At 67.0% G+C, this 21716-nt stretch carries 21 protein-coding genes and 1 pseudogene; 12 read left to right on the top strand and 10 right to left on the bottom strand.

Annotation, left to right across the window (positions count from 1 at the left end):
- Nucleotides 1-42: 42 nt before the first annotated feature.
- Nucleotides 43-561, bottom strand: coding sequence for an Rrf2 family transcriptional regulator (locus AC0KUR_RS24090; RefSeq protein WP_049035025.1), 519 nt, complete (start codon nucleotides 559-561; stop codon nucleotides 43-45).
- A gap of 252 nt (nucleotides 562-813) precedes the next feature.
- Between AC0KUR_RS24090 and AC0KUR_RS24085 the strand changes: the two genes are divergently transcribed.
- Nucleotides 814-1374 (top strand): group III truncated hemoglobin, encoded by a 561-nt coding sequence (locus AC0KUR_RS24085; protein ID WP_034188667.1) that lies wholly within the window; start codon nucleotides 814-816, stop codon nucleotides 1372-1374.
- A gap of 51 nt (nucleotides 1375-1425) precedes the next feature.
- Here AC0KUR_RS24085 and AC0KUR_RS24080 read toward each other — a convergent pair whose 3' ends face one another.
- The 6 genes from AC0KUR_RS24080 to AC0KUR_RS24055 all read right to left on the bottom strand — a co-directional run bounded on the left by AC0KUR_RS24080 (nucleotide 1426) and on the right by AC0KUR_RS24055 (nucleotide 7758).
- Nucleotides 1426-1902 (bottom strand): molybdenum cofactor biosynthesis protein MoaE, encoded by a 477-nt coding sequence (locus AC0KUR_RS24080; RefSeq protein WP_175028802.1) that lies wholly within the window; start codon nucleotides 1900-1902, stop codon nucleotides 1426-1428.
- Nucleotides 1903-1912: 10 nt separating this feature from the next.
- Complete coding sequence (gene moaD, locus AC0KUR_RS24075) at nucleotides 1913-2170, bottom strand: molybdopterin converting factor subunit 1 (RefSeq protein ID WP_034188669.1); 258 nt, start codon at nucleotides 2168-2170, stop codon at nucleotides 1913-1915.
- Nucleotides 2171-2189: 19 nt separating this feature from the next.
- Nucleotides 2190-3437, bottom strand: coding sequence for a molybdopterin molybdotransferase MoeA (locus AC0KUR_RS24070; RefSeq protein WP_473376501.1), 1248 nt, complete (start codon nucleotides 3435-3437; stop codon nucleotides 2190-2192).
- A 234-nt stretch (nucleotides 3438-3671) separates the two neighbouring features.
- The gene (gene thrC / locus AC0KUR_RS24065; protein ID WP_069245638.1) at nucleotides 3672-5123 is read right to left on the bottom strand and encodes a threonine synthase; all 1452 of its coding nucleotides are present in this window, start codon (nucleotides 5121-5123) and stop codon (nucleotides 3672-3674) included.
- 14 nt (nucleotides 5124-5137) lie between these two features.
- A complete protein-coding gene (locus AC0KUR_RS24060) occupies nucleotides 5138-6466 on the bottom strand; it encodes a homoserine dehydrogenase (protein WP_034188672.1) in 1329 nt (442 codons plus the stop codon).
- Between the two features lie 53 nt (nucleotides 6467-6519).
- Nucleotides 6520-7758, bottom strand: coding sequence for a pyridoxal phosphate-dependent aminotransferase (locus AC0KUR_RS24055; protein ID WP_034188673.1), 1239 nt, complete (start codon nucleotides 7756-7758; stop codon nucleotides 6520-6522).
- Nucleotides 7759-8075: 317 nt separating this feature from the next.
- Between AC0KUR_RS24055 and AC0KUR_RS24050 the strand changes: the two genes are divergently transcribed.
- From AC0KUR_RS24050 to AC0KUR_RS24010, 9 genes are all read left to right on the top strand, one after another.
- Nucleotides 8076-8450, top strand: coding sequence for an Mth938-like domain-containing protein (locus AC0KUR_RS24050; protein WP_012328660.1), 375 nt, complete (start codon nucleotides 8076-8078; stop codon nucleotides 8448-8450).
- 123 nt (nucleotides 8451-8573) lie between these two features.
- Nucleotides 8574-10250 carry a phospholipid carrier-dependent glycosyltransferase gene (locus AC0KUR_RS24045; RefSeq protein WP_473376500.1) on the top strand — a complete coding sequence of 559 codons (1677 nt, stop codon included), beginning with the start codon at nucleotides 8574-8576 and terminating at the stop codon, nucleotides 10248-10250.
- 13 nt (nucleotides 10251-10263) lie between these two features.
- A complete protein-coding gene (locus AC0KUR_RS24040; protein WP_034188675.1) occupies nucleotides 10264-10635 on the top strand; it encodes an SMR family transporter in 372 nt (123 codons plus the stop codon).
- Nucleotides 10636-10764: 129 nt separating this feature from the next.
- Complete coding sequence (locus AC0KUR_RS24035; protein ID WP_034188676.1) at nucleotides 10765-11916, top strand: DegT/DnrJ/EryC1/StrS family aminotransferase; 1152 nt, start codon at nucleotides 10765-10767, stop codon at nucleotides 11914-11916.
- 6 nt (nucleotides 11917-11922) lie between these two features.
- Nucleotides 11923-12975: a glycosyltransferase gene (locus AC0KUR_RS24030; RefSeq protein ID WP_049032769.1), complete on the top strand. Its 1053-nt coding sequence runs from the start codon at nucleotides 11923-11925 to the stop codon at nucleotides 12973-12975.
- On the top strand, nucleotides 12972-13919 hold the full coding sequence (locus AC0KUR_RS24025) for a formyltransferase (protein WP_034188678.1): 948 nt from the start codon (nucleotides 12972-12974) through the stop codon (nucleotides 13917-13919). The genes AC0KUR_RS24030 and AC0KUR_RS24025 overlap by 4 nt, the downstream gene beginning before the upstream one ends.
- Complete coding sequence (locus tag AC0KUR_RS24020) at nucleotides 13916-14971, top strand: bifunctional UDP-4-keto-pentose/UDP-xylose synthase (protein ID WP_473376499.1); 1056 nt, start codon at nucleotides 13916-13918, stop codon at nucleotides 14969-14971. Before AC0KUR_RS24025 ends, AC0KUR_RS24020 begins: the two co-directional genes overlap by 4 nt.
- 13 nt (nucleotides 14972-14984) lie before the next feature.
- Entirely contained in the window at nucleotides 14985-15881 is an 897-nt protein-coding gene (locus tag AC0KUR_RS24015; protein WP_034188679.1) for a polysaccharide deacetylase family protein, read from the top strand.
- Between the two features lie 104 nt (nucleotides 15882-15985).
- Nucleotides 15986-16447, top strand: a complete 462-nt coding sequence (locus AC0KUR_RS24010; protein ID WP_006756046.1) for a peroxiredoxin — start codon at nucleotides 15986-15988, stop codon at nucleotides 16445-16447.
- A 191-nt stretch (nucleotides 16448-16638) separates the two neighbouring features.
- On the opposite strand, the pseudogene AC0KUR_RS24005 reads toward AC0KUR_RS24010, so the two are convergent.
- Nucleotides 16639-16879, bottom strand: a pseudogene (locus tag AC0KUR_RS24005) (hypothetical protein); the annotation flags it as partial.
- Here AC0KUR_RS24005 and AC0KUR_RS24000 point away from each other — a divergent pair.
- Together AC0KUR_RS24000 and AC0KUR_RS23995 are read left to right on the top strand one after the other, a co-directional pair.
- The gene (locus tag AC0KUR_RS24000) at nucleotides 16775-18571 is read left to right on the top strand and encodes a PhoH family protein (protein ID WP_059561658.1); all 1797 of its coding nucleotides are present in this window, start codon (nucleotides 16775-16777) and stop codon (nucleotides 18569-18571) included. The pseudogene AC0KUR_RS24005 and the gene AC0KUR_RS24000 sit on opposite strands and share 105 nt — an antisense overlap.
- Before the next feature lie 237 nt (nucleotides 18572-18808).
- Nucleotides 18809-19876, top strand: a complete 1068-nt coding sequence (locus AC0KUR_RS23995) for a C40 family peptidase (protein ID WP_473376498.1) — start codon at nucleotides 18809-18811, stop codon at nucleotides 19874-19876.
- A 149-nt stretch (nucleotides 19877-20025) separates the two neighbouring features.
- Here the strand turns inward: AC0KUR_RS23995 and AC0KUR_RS23990 are convergent, their stop codons facing one another.
- Complete coding sequence (locus tag AC0KUR_RS23990) at nucleotides 20026-21036, bottom strand: inorganic phosphate transporter (protein ID WP_034188682.1); 1011 nt, start codon at nucleotides 21034-21036, stop codon at nucleotides 20026-20028.
- Nucleotides 21037-21046: 10 nt separating this feature from the next.
- Nucleotides 21047-21673 (bottom strand): DUF47 domain-containing protein, encoded by a 627-nt coding sequence (locus tag AC0KUR_RS23985; protein ID WP_034188683.1) that lies wholly within the window; start codon nucleotides 21671-21673, stop codon nucleotides 21047-21049.
- Nucleotides 21674-21716: the final 43 nt, after the last annotated feature.

Here is a 21716-nt window from a genome sequence, read left to right as displayed (position 1 = left end):
CGGACAGGCCGCGTTCGGATCGCGGGACGCGGCGCGCGCGCGTCAGCCGGCCGCCGACGGCGGCTCGGCGGTCGCCGATGGGTCGTCCGGCGACGATTCGGCACGCACGGGCACGACCGGACGGATGCCGAGCAGCGCCGCGAGCGGCGACGCGGGCTCGGCCAGCTCGCCGAGCCGGTGACGGTCGAGCTCGGCGAAGAACGCATCGCGCGCGGCCGCCAGCACGCCTTTCAGGCGGCACCGCGGCTCGATCACGCAGCCGCGCGATTCGCCGCCGTCGGTCGCGAAACAGCCGACCAGCGCGAAGTCGCTCTCGGTCGCGCGCACGACCTGGCCGACCGTCAACTCGAGCGATGCCGGGAAGAGCCGCAGCCCGCCGTTGCGGCCGCGAACCGTGTCGACCCATCCCAGCTCGCCGAGCTGCTGCACGACTTTCATCAGATGGTTCTTCGAGATGCCGTAGGCATCCGAGATCTCCTGGATCGTCGCGAGCCCCTCGCCGCGCACGGCAAGGTACAGCATCACGCGCAGCGAATAGTCGGTGTAGTCAGTGAGTCTCATGGACGGATACGGAAATGATCGATCGTGCCCCGATGACGCGGGCCGGGCCGATCGCGGGGCGTGCGGGGGCCGGCTGACGGTCCCGTTCCGCGACCCCGGGTTGCCGGGATCGCGTGCGCGCAATAAGATGCATGACACTTGCGCGTTTTTCAGCGGGTATTGGACGCTATTTTGCGACAAAATCCGACCGGCGTCCTGCCTGCCCTCCCGCCACTGCCCGTCAGCACTCCGATCTACCGGCCCCTTTTTGCCATGAATGCCCTGCCCGCCTCGCCCGAAACCGCACCGGCCCGCCCTCGCGACACCGAGCCGACCGAAGACAACATCCGCGCGCTCGTCTACGCGTTCTACGACCGCGTGCGCGCCGACCCGCTGCTCGGACCCGTGTTCGACGCGAAGCTGGCCGGCCGCTGGGACGACCACCTGCCGAAGATGGTCACGTTCTGGTCGAGCCTCGTGCTCGGCACCAAAGGCTATCGCGGCAACGTGCAGCAGGCGCATCAGCCGCTCGACGGGATCGAGCCGGCCCATTTCAGCCGCTGGCTGGCGCTGTTCCTGAGGACCGTCGAGGCGCGCTACGCGCCGCCCGCGGCGATCCGCTTCATGGCGCCCGCGCTGCGGATCGCCCAGAGCCTGCAGTTGAGCCGGTTCGGCTGGGATTATCGGATTCCGCCCGAGCAGCAGGCGCTGCTCGATGCGATCGCGCCGCGCCGCCGCGACGCGGGCGACGATCCGCACGCGCTACCGTCGCGTGCCCGCGGCGAACCGTTTCCGACGAAGATCGTCGGACGCAGTGCCGACCCGGACGCGTGACGCGCGGCCCGTGACGCCGGGCGCACCACCCGCGGCAGATCGACGCACTGCCTAGCGCGGCGTATTGCCCGACTCGACGCCCCAGCGCGCGAGCGCGGCATCGTCGGTGCTGCGCGCATCGACCCAGCGCTCGCCGTCCGGCGTCGTTTCCTTCTTCCAGAACGGCGCCTCGGTCTTCAGATAGTCCATCACGAATTCGCACGACGCGAATGCATCGCCGCGGTGCGGCGCGACCGTCGCGACCATCACGATCTGGTCGAGCGGCAGCAGCCTGCCGACGCGATGCACGATCGCGACGTCGATGCCCGGCCAGCGCCGGCCGGCCTCGGCGGCAATCTTCTCGAGCGCCTTCTCGGTCATCCCCGGATAGTGCTCGAGCTCCATCGCGGCAACCGAATCGCCTTCGTTCAGGTCGCGCACCGTGCCGACGAAACACGCGACGGCGCCGATCTTCGGGTTGCGCGCGCGCAATGCCGCGACTTCGGCATTCAGATCGAAATCGTCGGCCTGGACTCGTACCGTTGCCATCGCGCGCCCCTCAGCCGCCCGTCACCGGCGGAAAGAACGCGACCTCGCAGCCTTCGGTGAGCCGCGTGTCGGGATCGGTCATCTCGTGGTTGCAGGCCATGCGCAGCGCGCGCCCCTCGGCGAGCGTCTCGGCCCATACGCCGCCGCGCACGCGCAACCAGGCGCGCACGTCGCCGACGGTCGTCACGCTGTCCGGCACGGTTGCCGCTTCGTCGGCGACACCCAGTGCCTCGCGCACGCTTGCAAAAAATTTCAGCTGAATCTTCATGGTTCGGGAAGCCGTCGCGTTACGACAGCAGTTCGGAAAACGGAATGAAACGGACGGTCTCGCCGGCGCTGATCACGTGCTGCGGCGGGTTGTCGATCAGGCCGTCGCCCCAGACCGTCGACGTCAGCACCGCCGAGCTCTGGTTCGGAAACAGGTCGAGCCCGCCGGCCGCGTTGACGCGCGCACGCAGGAATTCGTTGCGCCGGTCGCTCTTGCCTTGCGAAAAGTCCGCACGCAGCGACAGTGCGCGCGGCGCGACGTCACGCACGCCGGACAGGCGCAGCAGGAACGGCCGCACGAACAGCAGGAACGTGACGAAGCTCGACACGGGGTTGCCGGGCAAGCCGATGAAGTGCGCGTCCGCACGCTCGTCGCCGCGGCGCACCGCGCCGTACGCGAGCGGCTTGCCGGGCTTCATCGCGATCTGCCACAGCGCGAGCCGCCCTTCGGCCTCGACGGCGGGCTTCACGTGATCCTCGTCGCCGACCGATACGCCGCCGCTCGTCAGGATCACGTCGTGATCGCGCGCGGCCTCGCGCAGCGTGTCGCGCGTCGCGGCGAGCGAATCGGGCACGATCCCGTAGTCGGTCACGTGGCAGCCGAGCCGCTCCAGCAACCCGCGCAGCGTGAAGCGGTTCGAGTTGTAGATCGCGCCGGGCTTCAGCGGCTCGCCCGGCATCGTCAGTTCGTCGCCGGTGAAGAACACCGCGACGCGAATCCGCCGTGCGACCGACAGCTGCGCGCAGCCGACCGATGCAGCCAGACCGAGCGCCTGCGGCGTGAGCCGCGTGCCGGCCGGCAGGATCACCGAACCCTGGCGGATGTCCGCGCCCTGCGCGGTGATCCATTCACCGGCCTTCGGCGTGTGCAGGATCTCGACCGCGTCGCCGTCGGCCGATGCCTGCTCCTGCATCACGACCGCGTCGGCGCCGGGCGGCACCGTCGCGCCGGTGAAGATCCGCGCGGCCGTGCCGGCCGCGAGCGGCCCAGCCGGATGGCCGGCCGGAATGCGCTGCGACACCGGCAACCGCCGATCGCCGTGCAGCAGGTCGGCGACGCGCACCGCATAGCCGTCCATCGCGCTCGTATGCATCGGCGGCACGTCGAGCGGCGAGCTCACGTCGGCGGCCAGCACGCGGCCGAGCGCATCGAGCGTGGCGACGGTCTCCGCGCCGGGCAGCGGCTTCGCGGCATCGAGCAGCGCGGCGAGCGCCTCGGCGGTCGACAGCATCGGCGCGCGGGGCGCCGCGGGATTCGGGTTCGACATCGATGGAATCGGGGATCGTTGGAGTCAATACGTCATTGTAGCGACGCCGTCGCACCGGCGCGCGATATGGCGGACATGCGAAAACTGTGATCGGCGCGAACGCGCGGGTCTGGCACTTGTTTCGCGCGACAGGCCATGCCCGGGCGCCAAACGAAACGGCCGGAACCCCGATCCGTTCGACGAATCGGCGTTCCGGCCGTCCCGCGCAGCCGGGCCCGCGGGCCCGGCCGTGCGTCATGCACCCGTATGGGCGACGATGAAGTCCTTCACCTGCCGGGCATCGGCCTTCACGACCTCGAAGCGCTGCGGCAGCGCCTCGAGCCCGTCGAACGCGGCCGGCCGCTCGGCTTCGCGATCGAGCGCCTCGCGGATCGTCTCGCCGAACTTGATCGGCTGCGCCGTCTCGAGCACGACCATCGGCACGCCGGCATCCAGGTGCTCGCGTGCGACCTTCACGCCATCGGCCGTGTGCGTGTCGATCATCGTGTCGTAACGCGAGAACACGTCGCGAATCGTCGCGATCCGGTCAGCGTGGCTGCTGCGGCCCGACACGAAGCCGAACTCGGCGACGCGCGCGAAATCGCCGCTCGCCGCGAGATCGAAACCGCCCTTCTCCTCGACGTCGCGGAACAGCTGCATCACGCGCGCCGGATCGCGACCGAGCAGGTCGAACACGAAACGCTCGAAATTCGACGCCTTCGAGATGTCCATGCTCGGGCTGCTCGTGTGATACGTATTCTCGGCGCTGCGCACGCGATACGCGCCCGTGCGGAAGAACTCGTCGAGCACGTCGTTCTCGTTGGTCGCGACCACGAGCTTCGCGATCGGCAGCCCCATCATCCGCGCGATGTGGCCCGCGCAGACGTTGCCGAAGTTGCCCGACGGCACCGTGAACGACACGCGCTCGTCGTTGGACTGCGTCGCCGCGAAGTAGCCCTTGAAGTAGTACACGACCTGCGCGACGACGCGCGCCCAGTTGATCGAATTGACCGTGCCGATCTTCTGCTGCGCCTTGAACGCGTGATCGTTCGACACGGCCTTCACGATGTCCTGGCAGTCATCGAACACGCCTTCCACCGCGAGATTGAAGATGTTCGGGTCCTGCAGGCTGAACATCTGGGCCGTCTGGAACGCGCTCATCTTCTTGTGCGGCGACAGCATGAACACGCGCACGCCGGCCTTGCCGCGCATCGCGTATTCGGCCGCGCTGCCCGTGTCGCCCGACGTCGCGCCGAGGATGTTCAGCGCTTCGCCGTGCTTCGCGAGCGTGTACTCGAACAGGTTGCCGAGCAACTGCATCGCCATGTCCTTGAACGCCAGCGTCGGGCCGTTCGACAGCTCGAGCAGCGACAGCGCCGCGCCATGCTCGGTGCCGAGCGTCTTCAGCGGCGTGATGTCGGACGCGTTCTCGCCGTGGCGCGTGTTGCGGTACACGTCGGCCGTGTACGTGCGGCGCGTGATCGCGCGCAGGTCGTCGGCCGGCACGTCGTCGCAGAACTTCGACAGGATCTCGAACGCGAGATCCGCGTACGACAGCGTGCGCCAGCGCGCGAGCTCGTCGGCGGACACCCGCGGATACTCGGCCGGCAGGTAGAGCCCGCCGTCCTTCGCGAGACCGCCGAGCAGGATGTCGGAGAACGTATGGCGCTCGCCGATGCCGGCGCCGCGCGTGGAGATGTAGTTCATGTCGCTTTCCGTCCTCAGTTCAGCGCTTCCATGCGCAGCTTCGTCACCTTCGACACGACCGTCGCGAGGCGCTCGATCTGCGCGATCGCCGCATTGACGTTCTTCTCGACCGTTTCGTGCGTGATCAGGATGATGTCGGTTTCGCCCTTCGCGTCGTCGACCTGCTCCGACTCCTTCTGCAGCAGCGCGTCGATCGAGATGCCCGACGCGGCGAGGATGCGCGTGATGTCGGCCAGCACGCCGGTTTGATCGGCGACGCGCAGGCGCAGGTAGTAGCCGCTCGTCACTTCCTCGATCGGCAGGATCGGCGTGTTCGACAGGCTGTCCGGCTGGAACGCGAGATGCGGCACGCGATGCTCGGGGTCGGCCGTATGCAGGCGCGTGACGTCGACGAGATCCGCGACCACCGCCGACGCGGTCGGCTCCGCGCCCGCGCCCTTGCCGTAGTACAGCGTCGTGCCCACCGCATCGCCGTGCACGACGACCGCGTTCATCGCGCCCTCGACGTTCGCGAGCAGGCGCTTCTCCGGGATCAGCGTCGGGTGCACGCGCAGCTCGATGCCGTTTTCGGCGCGACGCGTGATGCCGAGCAGCTTGATCCGGTAGCCGAGCTCTTCCGCGTAGCGGATGTCGGTCGCGTCGAGCTTGCTGATGCCCTCGACGTAAGCGCGGTCGAACTGCACCGGCACGCCGAACGCGATCGCGCTCATGATCGTCGCCTTGTGCGCGGCGTCGACGCCTTCGATGTCGAAGGTCGGGTCGGCTTCCGCGTAGCCGAGTTCCTGCGCGGCCTTCAGCGCGGTCGCGAAATCGAGCCCGCGGTCGCGCATTTCCGACAGGATGTAGTTGGTCGTGCCGTTGATGATGCCCGCGATGTACTGGATGCGGTTCGCGGTCAGGCCTTCGCGCAGCGCCTTGATGATCGGGATGCCGCCGGCGACGGCCGCCTCGAACGCCACCATCACGCCCTTTTCGCGCGCGGCCTCGAAGATCTCGGTGCCGTGCACCGCGAGCAGCGCCTTGTTCGCCGTCACGACGTGCTTGCCGTTCGCGATCGCGCGCAGCACGAGCTCGCGCGCGATGCCCGTGCCGCCGATCATCTCGGCGATGATCGCGATCGACGGATCGTCGACGACCGAATTGAAATCGTCGGTGATCTGCGCGGCGGCGGCATCACCGCCAAGCACGGCCCGCGCCTTGGCCGGATTACGCACGGCAATGCGCGCGACCTCGATGCCGCGCCCCGCGCGTCGCTTGATTTCTTCCTGGTTGCGGCGCAGCACCGTGAAGGTGCCGCTGCCCACCGTGCCGAAGCCCAACAGGCCAACTTTGATCGGTTCCATGCTGCGTGTGATCGATGAGTAAGAAGTAGTGAATTCCGCGTGACCCTGGCCGCTCAGGCCGAGTGGCGCTTGCGGTAGCCGTCGAGGAAGCGTGCGATCCGGTTGATCGAATCGGTCAGGTCGTCGAGGTTCGGCAGGAAGACCACGCGGAAGTGGTCCGGCGTCGCCCAGTTGAAACCCGTGCCCTGCACCAGCAGCACACGCTCCTCGAGCAACAGGTCGAGAATGAACTGCTGGTCGTTCTGGATCGGGTAGAGCTTCGGGTCGAGGCGCGGGAACATGTACAGCGCGGCCTGCGGCTTCACGCAGGTCACGCCCGGGATGGACGTCAGCATGTCGTACGCGAGCTCGCGCTGCTTGTACAGGCGCCCGCTCGGCACGATGAGTTCGTTGATGCTCTGGTAGCCGCCGAGCGCCGTCTGGATCGCGAACTGCCCGGGCACGTTCGCGCACAGGCGCATCGACGACAGGATACCCAGCCCCTCGAGGTAATCCTTCGCGCGCCGGCGGTTGTCGCCGCCGAGGCCCGACACGGCCATCCAGCCCGCGCGGTAGCCGCACGAGCGATAGCTCTTCGACAGGCTGTTGAACGTGACGGTGATCACGTCCTCCGACAGCGAACCCATCGCGGTGTGCTCGAGGCCGTCGTAGACGATCTTGTCGTAGACCTCGTCGGCGAACACGATCAGCCCGTGCTGGCGCGCGATCTCGAGCAGCTCGAGCAGCAATTCGTCGGAGTAAAGCGCGCCCGTCGGGTTGTTCGGGTTGATCACGACGATCGCCTTCGTGTTCGGCGTGATCTTGCTGCGGATGTCGTCGAGATCGGGCATCCACGCGTTCTGCTCGTCGCACACGTAGTGCACCGGCGTGCCGCCCGACAGGCTCACCGCGGCCGTCCACAGCGGGTAGTCGGGTGCGGGCAGCAGCACTTCGTCGCCGTCGTTCAGCAGCGCCTGGGTCGCCATCACGATCAGCTCGGACGCGCCGTTGCCGATGTAGATGTCGTCGAGGCCGACGCCCACGACGCCCTTTTCCTGCGTGTAGTGCATCACGGCCTTGCGCGCCGAGAACACGCCCTTCGAATCGGAATAACCCGACGACGACGGCAGGTTGCGGATCATGTCCTGGATGATCTCGTCCGGCGCGTCGAAACCGAACGGCGCGAGGTTGCCGATGTTCAGCTTGATGATGCGGTGGCCTTCTTCCTCGAGGCGCTTCGCGTGCTCGAGCACCGGGCCACGGATGTCGTAGCAGACGTTGAGCAGCTTGTTCGACTTCTGAATCGGTTTCACGACGACACGGTTCCTGGGTTGGCCTTGCGGCCGGGGGGACGGGATCAAAACTGGAAAGCGGCCGGTCTGTGCGCGCTGTCTAGACTGGAAAAAAGCGGGCGGTCGGACGCGGCTTGTGGCGACGCACGACGCAAGTGGCGCCCGGGGGCGACCAAAAAGTTATAATTTAGCGGATTTTGGCCGACTTTCGCAATGCACCATAGCCGCGCCGGGCCCGCGCCGTCAGGCGTCCCCATGTGGCCAGGCGCGCGAAACCGGCCATCCGGGCCCCTGCGGCCCTTGCGATACATGCCCTTACGGAACCGCGGAATACCGATTTGAAACTGCACCAGGACACGAGCGGCGCGCTCAATACCGTCACCGGCTACGGCCCCGATTACGTCGACGTCAATCTCGAACGCCATGAAACGAGCGTCATCGTGCTGCCCGGCGCGCCGGTCCAGGCATGGCCGGTGTCGTCGTTCGACGCGCTCGCGCCCGAGCATTTCGCGATGCTGCTCGACCCGACGCCCGAGCTCGTGATCTTCGGCAGCGGCGCGCGGCTGCGCTTCCCGCACCCGCGGCTCGTCGCGGCGCTCACGGCGAAGCGGATCGGCGTCGAGACGATGGATTTCCAGGCGGCCTGCCGCACCTACAACATCCTGATGGCCGAGGGCCGCAAAGTCGCCGCCGCGCTCTTAATTGAACGTTAATCCCCGATGCGGTAAAACTCGGGCCGGCGCAACGGGTCGATCCCCCGATCGGTCCGGCCAGGCCGCCCGCCGCCGGCACAACCCGCCGGCGGCCCGTCACCCCAACCAACAGGCTGAAAATCCATGAACGATACGCCCTCGAGGCTACCGCTCAACCGCATCACGCTCGTCCTCCTGATCGTCGCGCTCGCGATCGTCTGGTTCGCGCCGCTCGGGCTGCGCCACCTGATCCCGAGCGACGAAGGCCGCTACGCGGAAATGGCGCGCGAGATGTTCGTCACCGGCGACTGGATCACGCCGCGCTACAACGGCTACAAGTACTTCGAGAAGCCGCCGCTGCAGACCTGGCTGAATGCGCTGACCTTCGCGTGGTTCGGCATCGGCGAATGGCAGGCGCGCCTCTACACGGCCGTCGCGAGCTTCGCCGGCGTGCTGCTCGTCGGCTATACCGGCGCGCGCCTGTTCAACCCGCTGTCGGGCTTCCTCGCGGCCGTCGTGCTCGCGAGCTCGCCGTACTGGAACCTGATGGGCCACTTCAACGCGCTCGACATGGGGCTCGCGTTCTGGATGGCGCTGTCGCTCTGCTCGCTGCTGCTCGCGCAGCGGCCCGGGCTGCGCCCGGCCGCGGTGCGCGGCTGGATGTGGGCATGCTGGGCCGCGATGGCGCTCGCGGTGCTGTCCAAGGGCCTCGTCGGCCTGATCCTGCCCGGCGCCGTGCTCGTGCTCTATACGCTGATCGCGCGCGACTGGACGCTGTGGAAGCGCCTGTACCTGGTCAGCGGCCTCGTGATCTTCTTCGCGATCGTCACGCCGTGGTTCGTGCTGGTGCAGCAGCGCAACCCCGAGTTCTTCAACTTCTTCTTCATCGTCCAGCAGTTCCGCCGGTACCTCACCCCGGAACAGAACCGCCCGGGCCCGCTGTACTACTTCGTGCCGGTGCTGCTGGTCGGCTTCCTGCCGTGGCTGTCGGTCGCGTGGCAGAGCATCCGCCATGCGCTGCGGATGCCGCGCCAGCCGAACGGCTTCTCGCCGATGCTGGTGCTGCTGATCTGGAGCGCCTTCATCTTCCTGTTCTTCAGCACGTCGCATTCGAAGCTGATCTCGTACGTGTTGCCGGTCGCGCCGGCGCTCGCGCTGATCATCGGCGCGTACCTGCCGCTGATGACGGCTGACCGGTTCCGCCGCCACCTGCTCGGCTACCTCGTGTTCTTCGTCGCCGCGGCGTTCGGGATCATCTTCCTCGCGTACCAGGGCGATGCCCGCACGCCGAACGCGCTGTACCGCGCGTTCCAGATGTGGCTGTACGCGGGCCTCGCGGTCTCGGCCGCGCTGACGCTCGCGGCCGCGTGGCTGAACCGCCGGACGGGCGCGGCCGCCGCGCTCGCCGCGTTCGGCGCCGCATGGCTCGCGTTCGGCACGATCGGCGGCACCGGGCACGACGAGTTCGGCCGCTACAGCTCGGGAGCGCTGCTCGCGCCGGCCGTGCGCGCCGAACTGGCGAAGCTGCCGCCCGACACGCCGTTCTACTCGATCGAGATGCTCGACCATACGTTCCCGTTCTACATGGGCCACACGACGATCATGGTCCAGCGCCAGGACGAGCTCGCGTTCGGGATCTCGATGGAGCCGAACAAGTGGATTCCGACGGTCGACGAATGGATCGCGCGCTGGAAGCAGGAAACCCATGCGCTCGCGATCATGCCGCCCGGCCAGTACGACGCGCTGGTCAGGCAAGGCGTGCCGATGCGCGTGATCGCGCGCGACAACCGCCGCGTGATCGTCGAGAAACCGCAATCGTAAGGACGCCCCTCGCATGAATCCCGTTTCGTTCGTCTGCATCATCACCGGCGTGATGCTCAACGCCTGTGCGCAACTGCTGCTGAAAGCCGGCGTCAACGCCGTCGGGCACTTCGAATTCAGCCGTGCGAACATCCTCCCGGTCGGCCTGAAGATCGCGACCCAGCTGCCGATCATCGGCGGCCTCGGCTGCTACGTGCTGAGCGTCGTGGTCTGGATTCTCGGGCTGTCGCGGGTCGACGTGTCGATCGCGTACCCGATGCTGTCGCTCGGCTACGTGGTCAACGCGTTCGCGGCGTGGTACCTGTTCGGCGAGGTGCTGTCGGTCCAGCGGCTCGTCGGGATCGGCATCATCCTGATCGGCGTGCTCGTGCTCGCGCGCAGTTGAGCATGCCCCGCGGCGTTAAGTGTCCGCCTACAAAAAATCACGGTGCGAATCCGCCAACCGGTGTTTAATGCCGGTTTCGGGCGGATCGCCCGACCCTTTTATTACACGCCATTACAGGCCAACGCGTTCATGAGCCAGACTACCGCTCCGTTTCTGCCGTTCACCCGACCGGAAATCGACGAGGAAACCATCCAGGGCGTCGTCGACGTGCTGCGCTCGGGCTGGATCACCACCGGCCCGCAATGCCAGAAATTCGAGGCCGCGCTGTCCGACTACTGCGGCGGGCGGCCGGTCCGCGCGTTCAATTCGGGCACCTGCACGCTCGAGATCGGCCTGCGCATCGCGGGCGTCGGTGCCGGCGACGAGGTGATCACGACGCCGGCGTCGTGGGTCTCGACCAGCAACGTGATCATCGAAACGGGCGCGACGCCCGTGTTCGCCGACATCGATCCCGTCACGCGCAACATCGACCTCGACAAGCTCGAGCAGGCGATCACGCCGCGCACGAAGGCGATCATCCCCGTGTTCCTGTCCGGCCTGCCGGTCGACATGGACCGCCTGTACGCGATCGCGCGCGCGCACAAGCTGCGCGTGATCGAGGACGCCGCGCAGGCGTTCGGCTCGACGTGGAACGGCAAGCGCATCGGCGCGATCGGCGACATCGTGTCGTTCAGCTTCCACGCGAACAAGAACCTGACGACGATCGAAGGCGGCGCGCTGGTGCTGAACAACGAGGACGAAGCGACACTCGCGCAGAAGTACCGGCTGCAGGGCATCACGCGCACCGGCTTCGACGGGATGGACTGCGACGTGCTCGGCGGCAAGTACAACCTGACCGACGTCGCCGCCCGCGTCGGTCTCGGCCAGCTGCCGCACATCGAACGCTTCACCGCGCAGCGCCGCGCGCTCGCCCGCGCGTATTTCGCCGCGTTCGACGGCGGCGCGGCCGTGAAGCTCGGCGTCGGCCTGCCGGTTGCCGACTTCGCGAACAGCAACTGGCACATGTTCCTGATCACGCTGCCGCTCGAGCGGCTGACGATCACGCGCGCCGAATTCATGGCGCAGCTGAAGGAACGCGGCATCGGCACGGGCATCCACTACCCGGCGATCCATCTTTTCACGCTGTACCGTGCGCGCGGCTTCAAGGAGGGCATGTTCCCCCACGCCGAACGGTACGGCGCGTCGACCGTCACGCTGCCGCTGTTCACGCAGATGACGGAAGGCGACGTGCGTCGCGTGGTCGACGCCATCAACCAGATTTGTGAACAATACGGAAAATAAGCGTACATGAGTCACCTTGAAGCACGCGCCGGGCATCCGGGGGCCGGCCATCCGGTCGCCGGGCACCTGGACGCCGGTCGGCCCGAAGTCTCGGTCATCATCCCCGTATACAACGAGGAAGACGGCCTCGCCGCGCTGTTCGCGCGGCTGTATCCGGCGCTCGACGCACTCGACACGTCGTATGAAGTGATCCTGATCAACGACGGCAGCCGCGACCGCTCGGCCGCGATGCTCGCCGATCAGTTCCACGTACGGCCCGACACGACGCGCGTCGTGCTGCTCAACGGCAACTACGGCCAGCACATGGCCATCCTCGCGGGCTTCGCGCAGTCGCGCGGCGAGATCGTCATCACGCTCGACGCCGACCTGCAGAACCCGCCCGAGGAAATCGGCAAGCTGATCGCGAAGATGCGCGAGGGCTACGACTACGTCGGCTCGATCCGCAAGCAGCGCCAGGACAGCCTGTGGCGGCGCAAGGCGTCGCAGATGATGAACCGGCTGCGCGAGCGCATCACGCGCATCAAGATGACCGACCAGGGCTGCATGCTGCGCGCGTACAGCCGCCGCATCATCGACACGATCAACGTGTGCGGCGAAGTCAACACGTTCATCCCCGCGCTCGCGTACACGTTCGCGCAAAAGCCGACCGAAATCGAGGTCGCGCACGAGGAACGCTTCGCAGGCGAATCGAAGTATTCGCTGTACAGCCTGATCCGGCTGAACTTCGACCTCGTGACCGGCTTCTCGGTCGTGCCGCTGCAGTGGCTGTCGTTCATCGGCGTGATCCTGTCGCTCGGCTCCGCCGCGCTGTTCGTGCTGCTGCTCGTGCGCCGCTTCATCGTCGGCGCGGAAGTGCAAGGCGTGTTCACGCTGTTCGCCATTACGTTCTTCCTGCTCGGCGTGATCATCTTCGCGCTCGGCCTGCTCGGCGAGTACGTCGGCCGCATCTACCAGCAGGTGCGCGCACGGCCGCGCTACCTGATCCAGGCCGTGCTCGAGCAGCACGACGGCGTGCCGCCGGTGCCGGCCGACGCGAACCGCACGGGAGCCGGGCAATGAAGCCGCGCGCGGTCGTCTTCGCGTATCACAACGTCGGCGTGCGCTGCCTGCAGGTGCTGCTCGCGCGCGGCGTCGACGTCGCGCTCGTCGTCACGCACGAGGACAACCCGAACGAGAACATCTGGTTCGGCAGTGTCGCGTCCGTCGCGGCCGAGCACGGCATCCCGGTCGTCACCCCGGCCGATCCCGCCGATCCGGCGCTGCGCCGCGCGGTATCCGACGCGCGGCCCGACTTCATCTTCTCGTTCTACTACCGGCACATGCTGCCGGTGGACCTGCTCGCGATCGCGCCGCGCGGCGCGTACAACATGCACGGTTCGCTGCTGCCGAAATACCGGGGTCGGGTACCGACCAACTGGGCCGTGCTGAACGGCGAGACCGAAACCGGCGCGACGCTGCACGAGATGGCCGCGAAGCCCGACGCGGGCGCGATCATCGGCCAGACCGCGGTGCCGATCCTGCCGGACGACACGGCCGCGCAGGTGTTCGACAAGGTCACGGTGGCCGCCGAACAGACGCTCTGGCGCGTGCTGCCCGCGCTGCTCGCCGGCGAGGCGGCGCACCTGCCGAACGACCTGTCGAGCGGCAGCTACTACGGCGGGCGCAAGCCCGAGGACGGCCGCGTCGACTGGTCGAAACCGGCCGCGCAGGTCTACAACCTGGTGCGCGCGGTCGCGCCCCCGTATCCGGGCGCGTTCACGGACGTCGACGGCACGCGTTTCGTGATCGCGCGCGCGCGCCTCGCGGCGCCCGGCAGCGCGGCAGCGGCCGCCGCGGCGGATTTGCCGCCCGGCCTGCACGTAAGCGATAATGCGCTATTCGGCGTCTGCGGCGACAGCCGCGCCTTGTCCATTCTCGAGCTGTGGCAGCAGCGCGACGGCAGCGAAACCGTCGTGACGCCCGCGGAATTCGCGCAGTTCATTCATTCTTCCCGTCATTCATGAAAACAAAAAAAGTCCTGATCCTGGGTGTGAACGGCTTCATCGGCCATCACCTGTCGAAGCGCATTCTTGAAACCACCGATTGGGAAGTGTTCGGCATGGACATGCAGACCGATCGGCTGGGCGACCTCGTCAACCACGAGCGGATGCATTTCTTCGAAGGCGACATCACGATCAACAAGGAGTGGGTCGAGTATCACGTGAAGAAGTGCGACGTGATCCTGCCGCTCGTCGCGATCGCGACGCCGGCCACCTACGTCCAGCAGCCGCTGCGCGTGTTCGAGCTCGACTTCGAGGCGAACCTGCCGATCGTGCGTTCGGCCGTCAAGTACGGCAAGCACCTCGTGTTCCCGTCGACCTCCGAGGTCTACGGCATGTGCTCGGACGAGCAGTTCGATCCGGACGCGTCGGCACTCACCTACGGCCCGATCAACAAGCCGCGCTGGATCTACGCATGCTCGAAGCAGCTGATGGACCGCGTGATCTGGGGTTACGGGATGGAAGGCCTGAACTTCACGCTGTTCCGCCCGTTCAACTGGATCGGCCCGGGCCTCGACTCGATCTACACGCCGAAGGAAGGCAGCTCGCGCGTGGTCACGCAGTTCCTCGGCCACATCGTGCGCGGCGAGAACATCAGCCTCGTCGACGGCGGCTCGCAGAAGCGCGCGTTCACCGACATCGGCGACGGCATCAGCGCGCTGATGAAGATCATCGAGAACAAGGACGGCGTCGCGTCGGGCAAGATCTACAACATCGGGAATCCGAAGAACAACTTCTCGGTTCGCGAACTCGCGCACAAGATGCTCGAACTGGCCGCGGAATTCCCCGAGTACGCCGACTCGGCCAAGCAGGTGAAGCTCGTCGAAACGACGTCCGGCGCCTACTACGGCAACGGCTACCAGGACGTGCAGAACCGCGTGCCGAAGATCGACAACACGATGCAGGAGCTCGGCTGGGCGCCGCAGGCGACGTTCGACGACGCGCTGCGCAACATCTTCGAGGCGTATCGCGGCCACGTCGCCGACGCGCGCGCGCTCGTCGAACAGCAAGGCTGACCGGGACGTTCGCTTGGCTCGTATCGTCCTCAAGATCGACGTCGACACGCTGCGCGGCACACGCGAAGGCGTGCCGAACCTCGCGCGCATCTTCGATCGCTTCAGCGCGCGCGCGACCTTCCTCTTCAGCCTCGGGCCCGATCACACCGGCTGGGCGCTGCGGCGGGTGTTCCGCCCGGGTTTCCTGAAGAAGGTGTCGCGCACGTCGGTGGTCGAACACTACGGCGTGAAGCAGCTGATGTACGGCGTGCTGCTGCCGGGCCCCGACATCGGCCGCCGCGCGATCGCCGACATGCGCGCGATCCACGAGGCCGGCTTCGAATGCGGGATCCACACGTGGGATCACGTGTACTGGCAGGACAACGTCCGTGCGCGCGATCGCGACTGGACCGCGCGTGAAATGCAGAAGAGTCACGCGCGCTTCATCGAGATCTTCGGCGCGCCGCCCGTCACGCACGGCGCGGCCGGCTGGCAGATGAACGATGCCGCGTTCGAGCAGATCGACGCGTGGGGCATGCGCTACGCCTCCGACGGGCGCGGCCACTCGCCGTACCTGCCGGTCGTCGGCGGCCGCACGCTGTCGCACGTGCAGATGCCGACCACGCTGCCGACGCTCGACGAAGTGCTCGGCATCGACGGCGTCGACACGCACAACGTCGCCGCGCACCTCCTCAAGTTCACCGAAACCAATCCGCACGACCAGGTGTTCACGCTGCATGCGGAACTGGAAGGCCAGAAGCTCGCGCCCGTGTTCGAGCAGCTGCTCGCCGGCTGGCGCGCGCAAGGCCACACGTTTGCGACGATGGGCGACTACCACGCGACGCTGGACCGCGACACGCTGCCATCGTACCCTGTCACGTGGGGCGAAATCCCCGGCCGCTCCGGCGAACTGATCGTCCAGCCCGACTGAGTCCGCGCGCGAGCCGGCGGCGCCCGCAGCGCCCTGCCGCGCGTTGCCGGGACGCCGCACCGCGCCGCCGCAGCGGCGCCTTTCCATAACAACAGGAGAAACACGTGTCTGTCGAAGTTGACCGTCAAGTTCCCGATTTCACCGCACCGGCCACGGGCGGCGACATTTCGCTGTCCGACCTGAAAGGCAAGAAACTCGTGCTGTACTTCTATCCGAAGGACAACACGCCGGGCTGCACGACCGAAGGGCTGCAGTTCCGCGATCTCTATCCGAAGTTCAAGAAAGCCGGTGCGGAAGTCATCGGCGTGTCGCGCGACAGCCTGCGCTCGCATGACAACTTCAAGGCAAAGCTCGAACTGCCGTTCCCGCTGATCTCCGATGCCGACGAAGCGCTGTGCGCGCTGTTCGATGTCATCAAGATGAAGAAGATGTATGGCAAGGAAGTGCGCGGAATCGAGCGCTCGACGTTCCTGATAGACGCCGACGGCGTGCTCCGTCAGGCATGGCGCGGCATCAAGGTGCCGGGTCACGTGGACGACGTGCTAAGTGCTGTACAAGCGCTTTGAGGCGCGTTATATTGGGCCGCAATGAATGCCCGTTCGCCCCATATTTCTCGTAGCTGCGCCGGTGCTCGATGCGATGCTTCCCGGCACCTGACGCGCATCACGACATCAGCCGAGCCGCATGTCCCTGTCGACGGGGCAGCGGCTTTTTTTATGGATTGCGCGCCGGCCCTCCCGGTCCGGCCCTAACCGCATCAAGGAGCTGATCGACACTTAGGCGAACCGGCTAGACGAATTTCCTGTGCGCCACCGCGCGCAAACTGCGTCTACGTCACGCAGGATGCGATCAGCGGCGCACGCCATGCGACACGATTCCTCCCGAGGGACACCATGCCTTTGCCTACCCCCCCCAGCAAGCTCGGCAGCCTGCTGCCGCCCGACGAATACAAGGCGAAAGCGCGGCCCGCGAAAGCCGCGAAGAAATCCGCCGAAGGGGACGCATCCACAGCCGGTGACTATGGTCCGGCCAGCGTGGCCCAACCGATGATCGAAGCCGCGAACACGGCCGCGCCGCTGCGTGCCGTCGCGTCTTCGGCGCCTGATGCCGCACCCGCGCGCGGCCGCAAGACCAAGCAGACGGCCGCGCTGCTGCAGCCGATGCCGGCCCCCGCCGCACCCGCGGCGCCGGTCGTCGCGCGCAACGACAAGCCGGCCGCCGGCAAACCCGCCGCCGCGCCCGCGCGCGACGCCGGCGCCGCCACCAAGTCGCGCAGCCGCAAGCCCGCCGAGGCCGAACTGCAGAAACTGTTCGTGCTCGACACCAACGTGCTGATGCACGACCCGAGCAGCCTCTTCCGCTTCGAGGAACACGACGTCTATCTGCCGATGATGACGCTCGAGGAACTCGACAACCACAAGAAGGGGATGTCGGAAGTCGCGCGCAACGCACGCCAGGTCAGCCGCACGCTCGACGCGCTGGTCGCCGACGGCGGCCCGATCTCGGACGGCATCCCGCTGTCGCGCCTCGGCAGCCGCGAGGCGCTCGGCCGCCTGTACTTCCAGACGAAGCTCGCCGACATCGCGCCGGTCGAAGGCTTGCCCGTGGGCAAGGCCGACAACCAGATCCTCGGTGTCGTGCGCGCGCTGCAGCGCGACCGGCCCGACCGCCAGGTCGTGCTGGTGTCGAAAGACATCAACATGCGGATCAAGGCGCATGCGCTCGGGCTGCCCGCGGAAGACTACTTCAACGACCAGGTGCTCGAGGACTCCGATCTCCTGTACAACGGCGTGCGCGAGCTGCCGCAGGATTTCTGGACCAAGCATGCGAAGGGCATGGAGAGCTGGCAGGACACGAAGACGGGCACCACGTACTACCGCGTGACGGGCCCGCTCGTCGCGTCGATGCTCGTCAACGAGTTCGTCTATCTCGAACCGCAGAACGGCGAGCCGACGTTCCATGCGATCGTCCGCGAACTGAACGGCAAGACGGCGCTGCTGCAGACGCTGCGCGACTACAGCCACCACAAGAACAACGTGTGGGGCATCACCGCGCGCAACCGCGAGCAGAACTTCGCGCTGAACCTGCTGATGAACCCCGAGATCGACTTCGTCACGCTGCTCGGCCAGGCCGGCACCGGCAAGACGCTCGTCGCGCTCGCGGCCGGCCTCGCGCAGGTGCTCGACGACAAGCGCTACAACGAGATCATCGTGACGCGCGCCACCGTGCCCGTCGGCGAGGACATCGGTTTCCTGCCCGGTACCGAGGAAGAGAAGATGCAGCCGTGGATGGGCGCATTCGACGACAACCTCGAGGTGCTGCAGAAGACCGACGACGCGGCCGGCGAATGGGGCCGCGCCGCAACGCAGGAACTGATTCGTTCGCGCCTGAAGGTGAAGAGCATGAACTTCATGCGCGGCCGTACGTTCGTCGACAAGTACCTGATCATCGACGAAGCGCAGAACCTGACGCCGAAGCAGATGAAGACGCTCGTCACGCGCGCGGGCCCCGGCACGAAGATCGTGTGCCTCGGCAACATCGCGCAGATCGACACGCCTTACCTGACCGAAGGCAGCTCGGGCCTGACCTACGTCGTCGACCGCTTCAAGGGCTGGGGCCACAGCGGCCACGTGACGCTCGCTCGCGGCGAACGTTCGCGGCTGGCCGACTACGCGTCGGACATCCTGTAACGCGGCCTGCCGGCCGATCGGCCGGCTGTCGACGCCACACGGCGCTCCGTTTCCGGAGCGCCGTTTTTATTTGGGGTCGAAGACAAAAGTAACGCTTCGTCACGCAAAAGCGCAGTTTACCCGCGAAACTTCAAGTAAATTCTCAAGAATGGTTGCTTAAGCCCCGTCCGAGCGTCTACCATCGGGTCTGTCTGTTGTCATACGATTCGCGAGCGCGCCGCGCTCGCCCGCCTTGCCATGCTTCGAATCTGGGTTCCCGTCGCCGTCGTTTCCCTGCTTGCGGCCTGCTCCAGCGTGCCGCCGCAGTCGGCATCGCGTTCCGCGTCGGGCATGAAGATCACGACGCCGCGCGCGTTCCCCGCTCCGGCCAATTTCCCGAAATTCGTCGATCACAGCGTTGGCCAGGAAGAAATCTCGATCCAGGCGATGAGCCTCGTCGGCATCCCGTATCGCTGGGGCGGCAACACGCCGGCGAGCGGCTTCGACTGCAGCGGGCTCGTGCGCTACGTGATCGGCCGCGCGGCCGACGTGAACCTGCCGCGCACGACCGCCGACATGAGCGGCCGCGGCATGTCGATCGAACCCGACGAGATCGCGCCGGGCGACCTGATTTTCTTCAATACGACCGGGCGGCCGCATTCGCACGTCGGCATCTATGTCGGCAAGCTGCGCTTCGTCAACGCACCGTCGACGGGCGGCACCGTCCGGCTCGACTACCTGACGAACCCGTACTGGGCCAAACGTTTCGACGGTATTCGCCGCGTCGCGCCGCCGCGCACGGCGCCGACGCCGTTCGATGCGCCGACCTACGAGGCGAAGCGCGACGAGCCGCGCACGCCGCCGGCGGTCGCAGCCGCGCCGGTGGTCGTGACGACCGCGGCGGCGCGGCAGCCTGCCTATGCGCCGCAGCAAGCACGCGTAACGCAGGCACCCGCGCCGGTCGTCACGGCCGCCGCCGCACCGGCGGCCCCCGCCGCCGATCCGTACGAACCGCCTCCGCCGCGCATGCAGGCCGCCCGGCAGCAGGCAACGTCGATGAACGACGGCATGACTGCGATGACGGCCAATGCAGCGCCCGCCGTCCAGGCGGAGTCCGGCACGCAGATTCCGACGACGGCGCTGACCGCCGCCCAGGCTGCCGCGTTCGACGACGAACCGCCTCCGGCGGCCGCATCGGCATCGCCACGCAGCATCGAGCCCGCACCCGTGCAGGTCTGGCGCGCGTCGACGCAATCCGCGCCCGTCAGCCCGCGTACCGGCACCGCGGACGATCCGATCGCGCGGTTCGCGAACGGCAGTTACTGACCGGTTGCCCGGCCGTCGACGGCAAGTCCCGTCGGCGACCTCTGTCGGCGCCCCGCCCGTTCCGTCCGCCCACTCGCCGCTCCAAAAGAAAATGCGCCGCAGCCTTTCGGCTTGCGGCGCATCGGATGTCGATCCGGCAGTGTCGGCGATCAGAAGATCTGGTGGCCGAGCCACCATCCGCCGGCCGCGAACAGCGCGGCGGCGGGCAGCGTCAGCACCCACGCCCACACGATGTTGCCGGCGACGCCCCAGCGCACGGCCGACAGCTTCTGGGTCGCGCCGACGCCGACGATCGCGCCGGTGATGGTGTGCGTGGTCGACACCGGAATGCCGAGGAACGACGCGAGGAACAGCGTCATCGCGCCACCGGTTTCCGCGCAGAAACCGCCGACCGGCTTGAGCTTCGTGATCTTCTGGCCCATCGTGCGCACGATGCGCCAGCCGCCGAACAGCGTGCCGAGGCCCATCGACAGGTAACACGCGCCGATCACCCACGCAGGCGGCGCATCGGCGCCGGCCGACGCGTAGCCGCTTGCGATCAACAGCATCCAGATGATGCCGATCGTCTTCTGCGCGTCGTTGCCGCCGTGGCCGAGGCTGTACAGGCCGGCCGACAGCAGCTGCAGACGGCGGAAACGCCGGTCGACCTTGCTTGGCGCGGTACGGAAATACAGCCACGACACGCCGAGCATGAACAGCGAACCGAGGATGAAGCCGAGCAGCGGCGAAATGAAGATGAACGCAACCGTCTTCAGCAGCCCGTCGATGTTCAACGAGCTCCAGCCCGACTTCGCGAGCGCCGCGCCGACGAGGCCGCCGATCAGCGCGTGCGACGAGCTCGACGGAATCCCGTAATACCACGTGATCACGTTCCAGCCGATCGCACCGACCAGCGCGCCGAAGATGACGTAGTGGTCGACGATTTCGGGATCGATCGTGCCTTTACCGACGGTCTGCGCGACTTTCAGGTGGAAGATGAAGTACGCGATGACGTTGAACGCCGCCGCGAACACGACGGCCTGCTGGGGCTTCAGCACCCCGGTCGACACGACGGTGGCGATCGAGTTCGCCGCGTCGTGAAAGCCGTTCATGAAGTCGAATACGAGCGCGACGAGCACCAGCGCCGCGACCATCCATAGGGCGAGTTGTATCGAATGCATCGTGGTCCGCTCAGGCGTTTTCCAGCACGATGCCTTCGATGATGTTCGCGACGTCCTCGCACTTGTCGGTGATCTCTTCGAGCAGCTCGTAGATCGCCTTCAGCTTGATGAGCGTCTTCACGTCGTCTTCCTCGCGGAACAGCTTCGACATCGCCGCGCGCAGCACGCGATCGGCCTCCGACTCCCAGCGGTCGATCTCCTCGCATTGCTTGAGGATCTGTGCCGACTGCTTCATGTCGGACAGCAGCCCGACCGCCTGTTGCACGTGCTGGGCCGACTGCGTGACGATGTGCGCGAGCTGGCTCGCCTCCGACGTGACCGAACGCACGTCGTACAGCGACACGGCCGTCGCGACGTCTTCCATCAGGTCGAGGATGTCGTCCATCGTCGTGATCAGCTTGTGGATCTCGTCGCGATCGAGCGGCGTGATGAAGGTCTTGTGCAGCAGATCGATCGCCTCGTGCGTGAGCTTGTCGGCGGCCTTCTCGGCGGTCTGCACGTTTTGCTTGTGAATCTCGGCGTCGGCGAGATTGTCGATCAGCAGTTCGAGCTCGCGGCCACCGGAAACGATGTGCTTCGCGTGCGCGTTGAAGAGTTCAAAGAACTTGCCCTCGGTGGGCATGAATCGACCGAACATGGGATTCCTGAGAGATTGTCAAACTACTGTCACGAAAACGGGC

This window comes from Burkholderia sp. YHN3-13, assembly GCF_055810675.1.
Note: the sequence above shows the minus strand (reverse complement) of the source record. Positions and strands in the feature narration are given on the sequence as shown.

What these genes read in the sequence shown, in the direction of transcription:
- AC0KUR_RS24020 (WP_473376499.1), top strand. Translation starts at nt 13,916, where the DNA reads ATGAAAACAAAAAAAGTCCTGATCCTGGGTGTGAACGGCTTCATCGGC.
- AC0KUR_RS24080 (WP_175028802.1), bottom strand. Translation starts at nt 1,902, where the DNA reads ATGGCAACGGTACGAGTCCAGGCCGACGATTTCGATCTGAATGCCGAA.
- AC0KUR_RS24030 (WP_049032769.1), top strand. Translation starts at nt 11,923, where the DNA reads ATGAGTCACCTTGAAGCACGCGCCGGGCATCCGGGGGCCGGCCATCCG.
- moaD (WP_034188669.1), bottom strand. Translation starts at nt 2,170, where the DNA reads ATGAAGATTCAGCTGAAATTTTTTGCAAGCGTGCGCGAGGCACTGGGT.
- AC0KUR_RS23985 (WP_034188683.1), bottom strand. Translation starts at nt 21,673, where the DNA reads ATGTTCGGTCGATTCATGCCCACCGAGGGCAAGTTCTTTGAACTCTTC.
- AC0KUR_RS24090 (WP_049035025.1), bottom strand. Translation starts at nt 561, where the DNA reads ATGAGACTCACTGACTACACCGACTATTCGCTGCGCGTGATGCTGTAC.
- AC0KUR_RS23990 (WP_034188682.1), bottom strand. Translation starts at nt 21,036, where the DNA reads ATGCATTCGATACAACTCGCCCTATGGATGGTCGCGGCGCTGGTGCTC.
- AC0KUR_RS24060 (WP_034188672.1), bottom strand. Translation starts at nt 6,466, where the DNA reads ATGGAACCGATCAAAGTTGGCCTGTTGGGCTTCGGCACGGTGGGCAGC.
- AC0KUR_RS24070 (WP_473376501.1), bottom strand. Translation starts at nt 3,437, where the DNA reads ATGTCGAACCCGAATCCCGCGGCGCCCCGCGCGCCGATGCTGTCGACC.
- thrC (WP_069245638.1), bottom strand. Translation starts at nt 5,123, where the DNA reads ATGAACTACATCTCCACGCGCGGCGCCGGCATCGGCGAGCGCCATACG.
- AC0KUR_RS24045 (WP_473376500.1), top strand. Translation starts at nt 8,574, where the DNA reads ATGAACGATACGCCCTCGAGGCTACCGCTCAACCGCATCACGCTCGTC.
- AC0KUR_RS23995 (WP_473376498.1), top strand. Translation starts at nt 18,809, where the DNA reads ATGCTTCGAATCTGGGTTCCCGTCGCCGTCGTTTCCCTGCTTGCGGCC.
- AC0KUR_RS24085 (WP_034188667.1), top strand. Translation starts at nt 814, where the DNA reads ATGAATGCCCTGCCCGCCTCGCCCGAAACCGCACCGGCCCGCCCTCGC.
- AC0KUR_RS24025 (WP_034188678.1), top strand. Translation starts at nt 12,972, where the DNA reads ATGAAGCCGCGCGCGGTCGTCTTCGCGTATCACAACGTCGGCGTGCGC.
- AC0KUR_RS24000 (WP_059561658.1), top strand. Translation starts at nt 16,775, where the DNA reads ATGCCTTTGCCTACCCCCCCCAGCAAGCTCGGCAGCCTGCTGCCGCCC.
- AC0KUR_RS24035 (WP_034188676.1), top strand. Translation starts at nt 10,765, where the DNA reads ATGAGCCAGACTACCGCTCCGTTTCTGCCGTTCACCCGACCGGAAATC.
- AC0KUR_RS24040 (WP_034188675.1), top strand. Translation starts at nt 10,264, where the DNA reads ATGAATCCCGTTTCGTTCGTCTGCATCATCACCGGCGTGATGCTCAAC.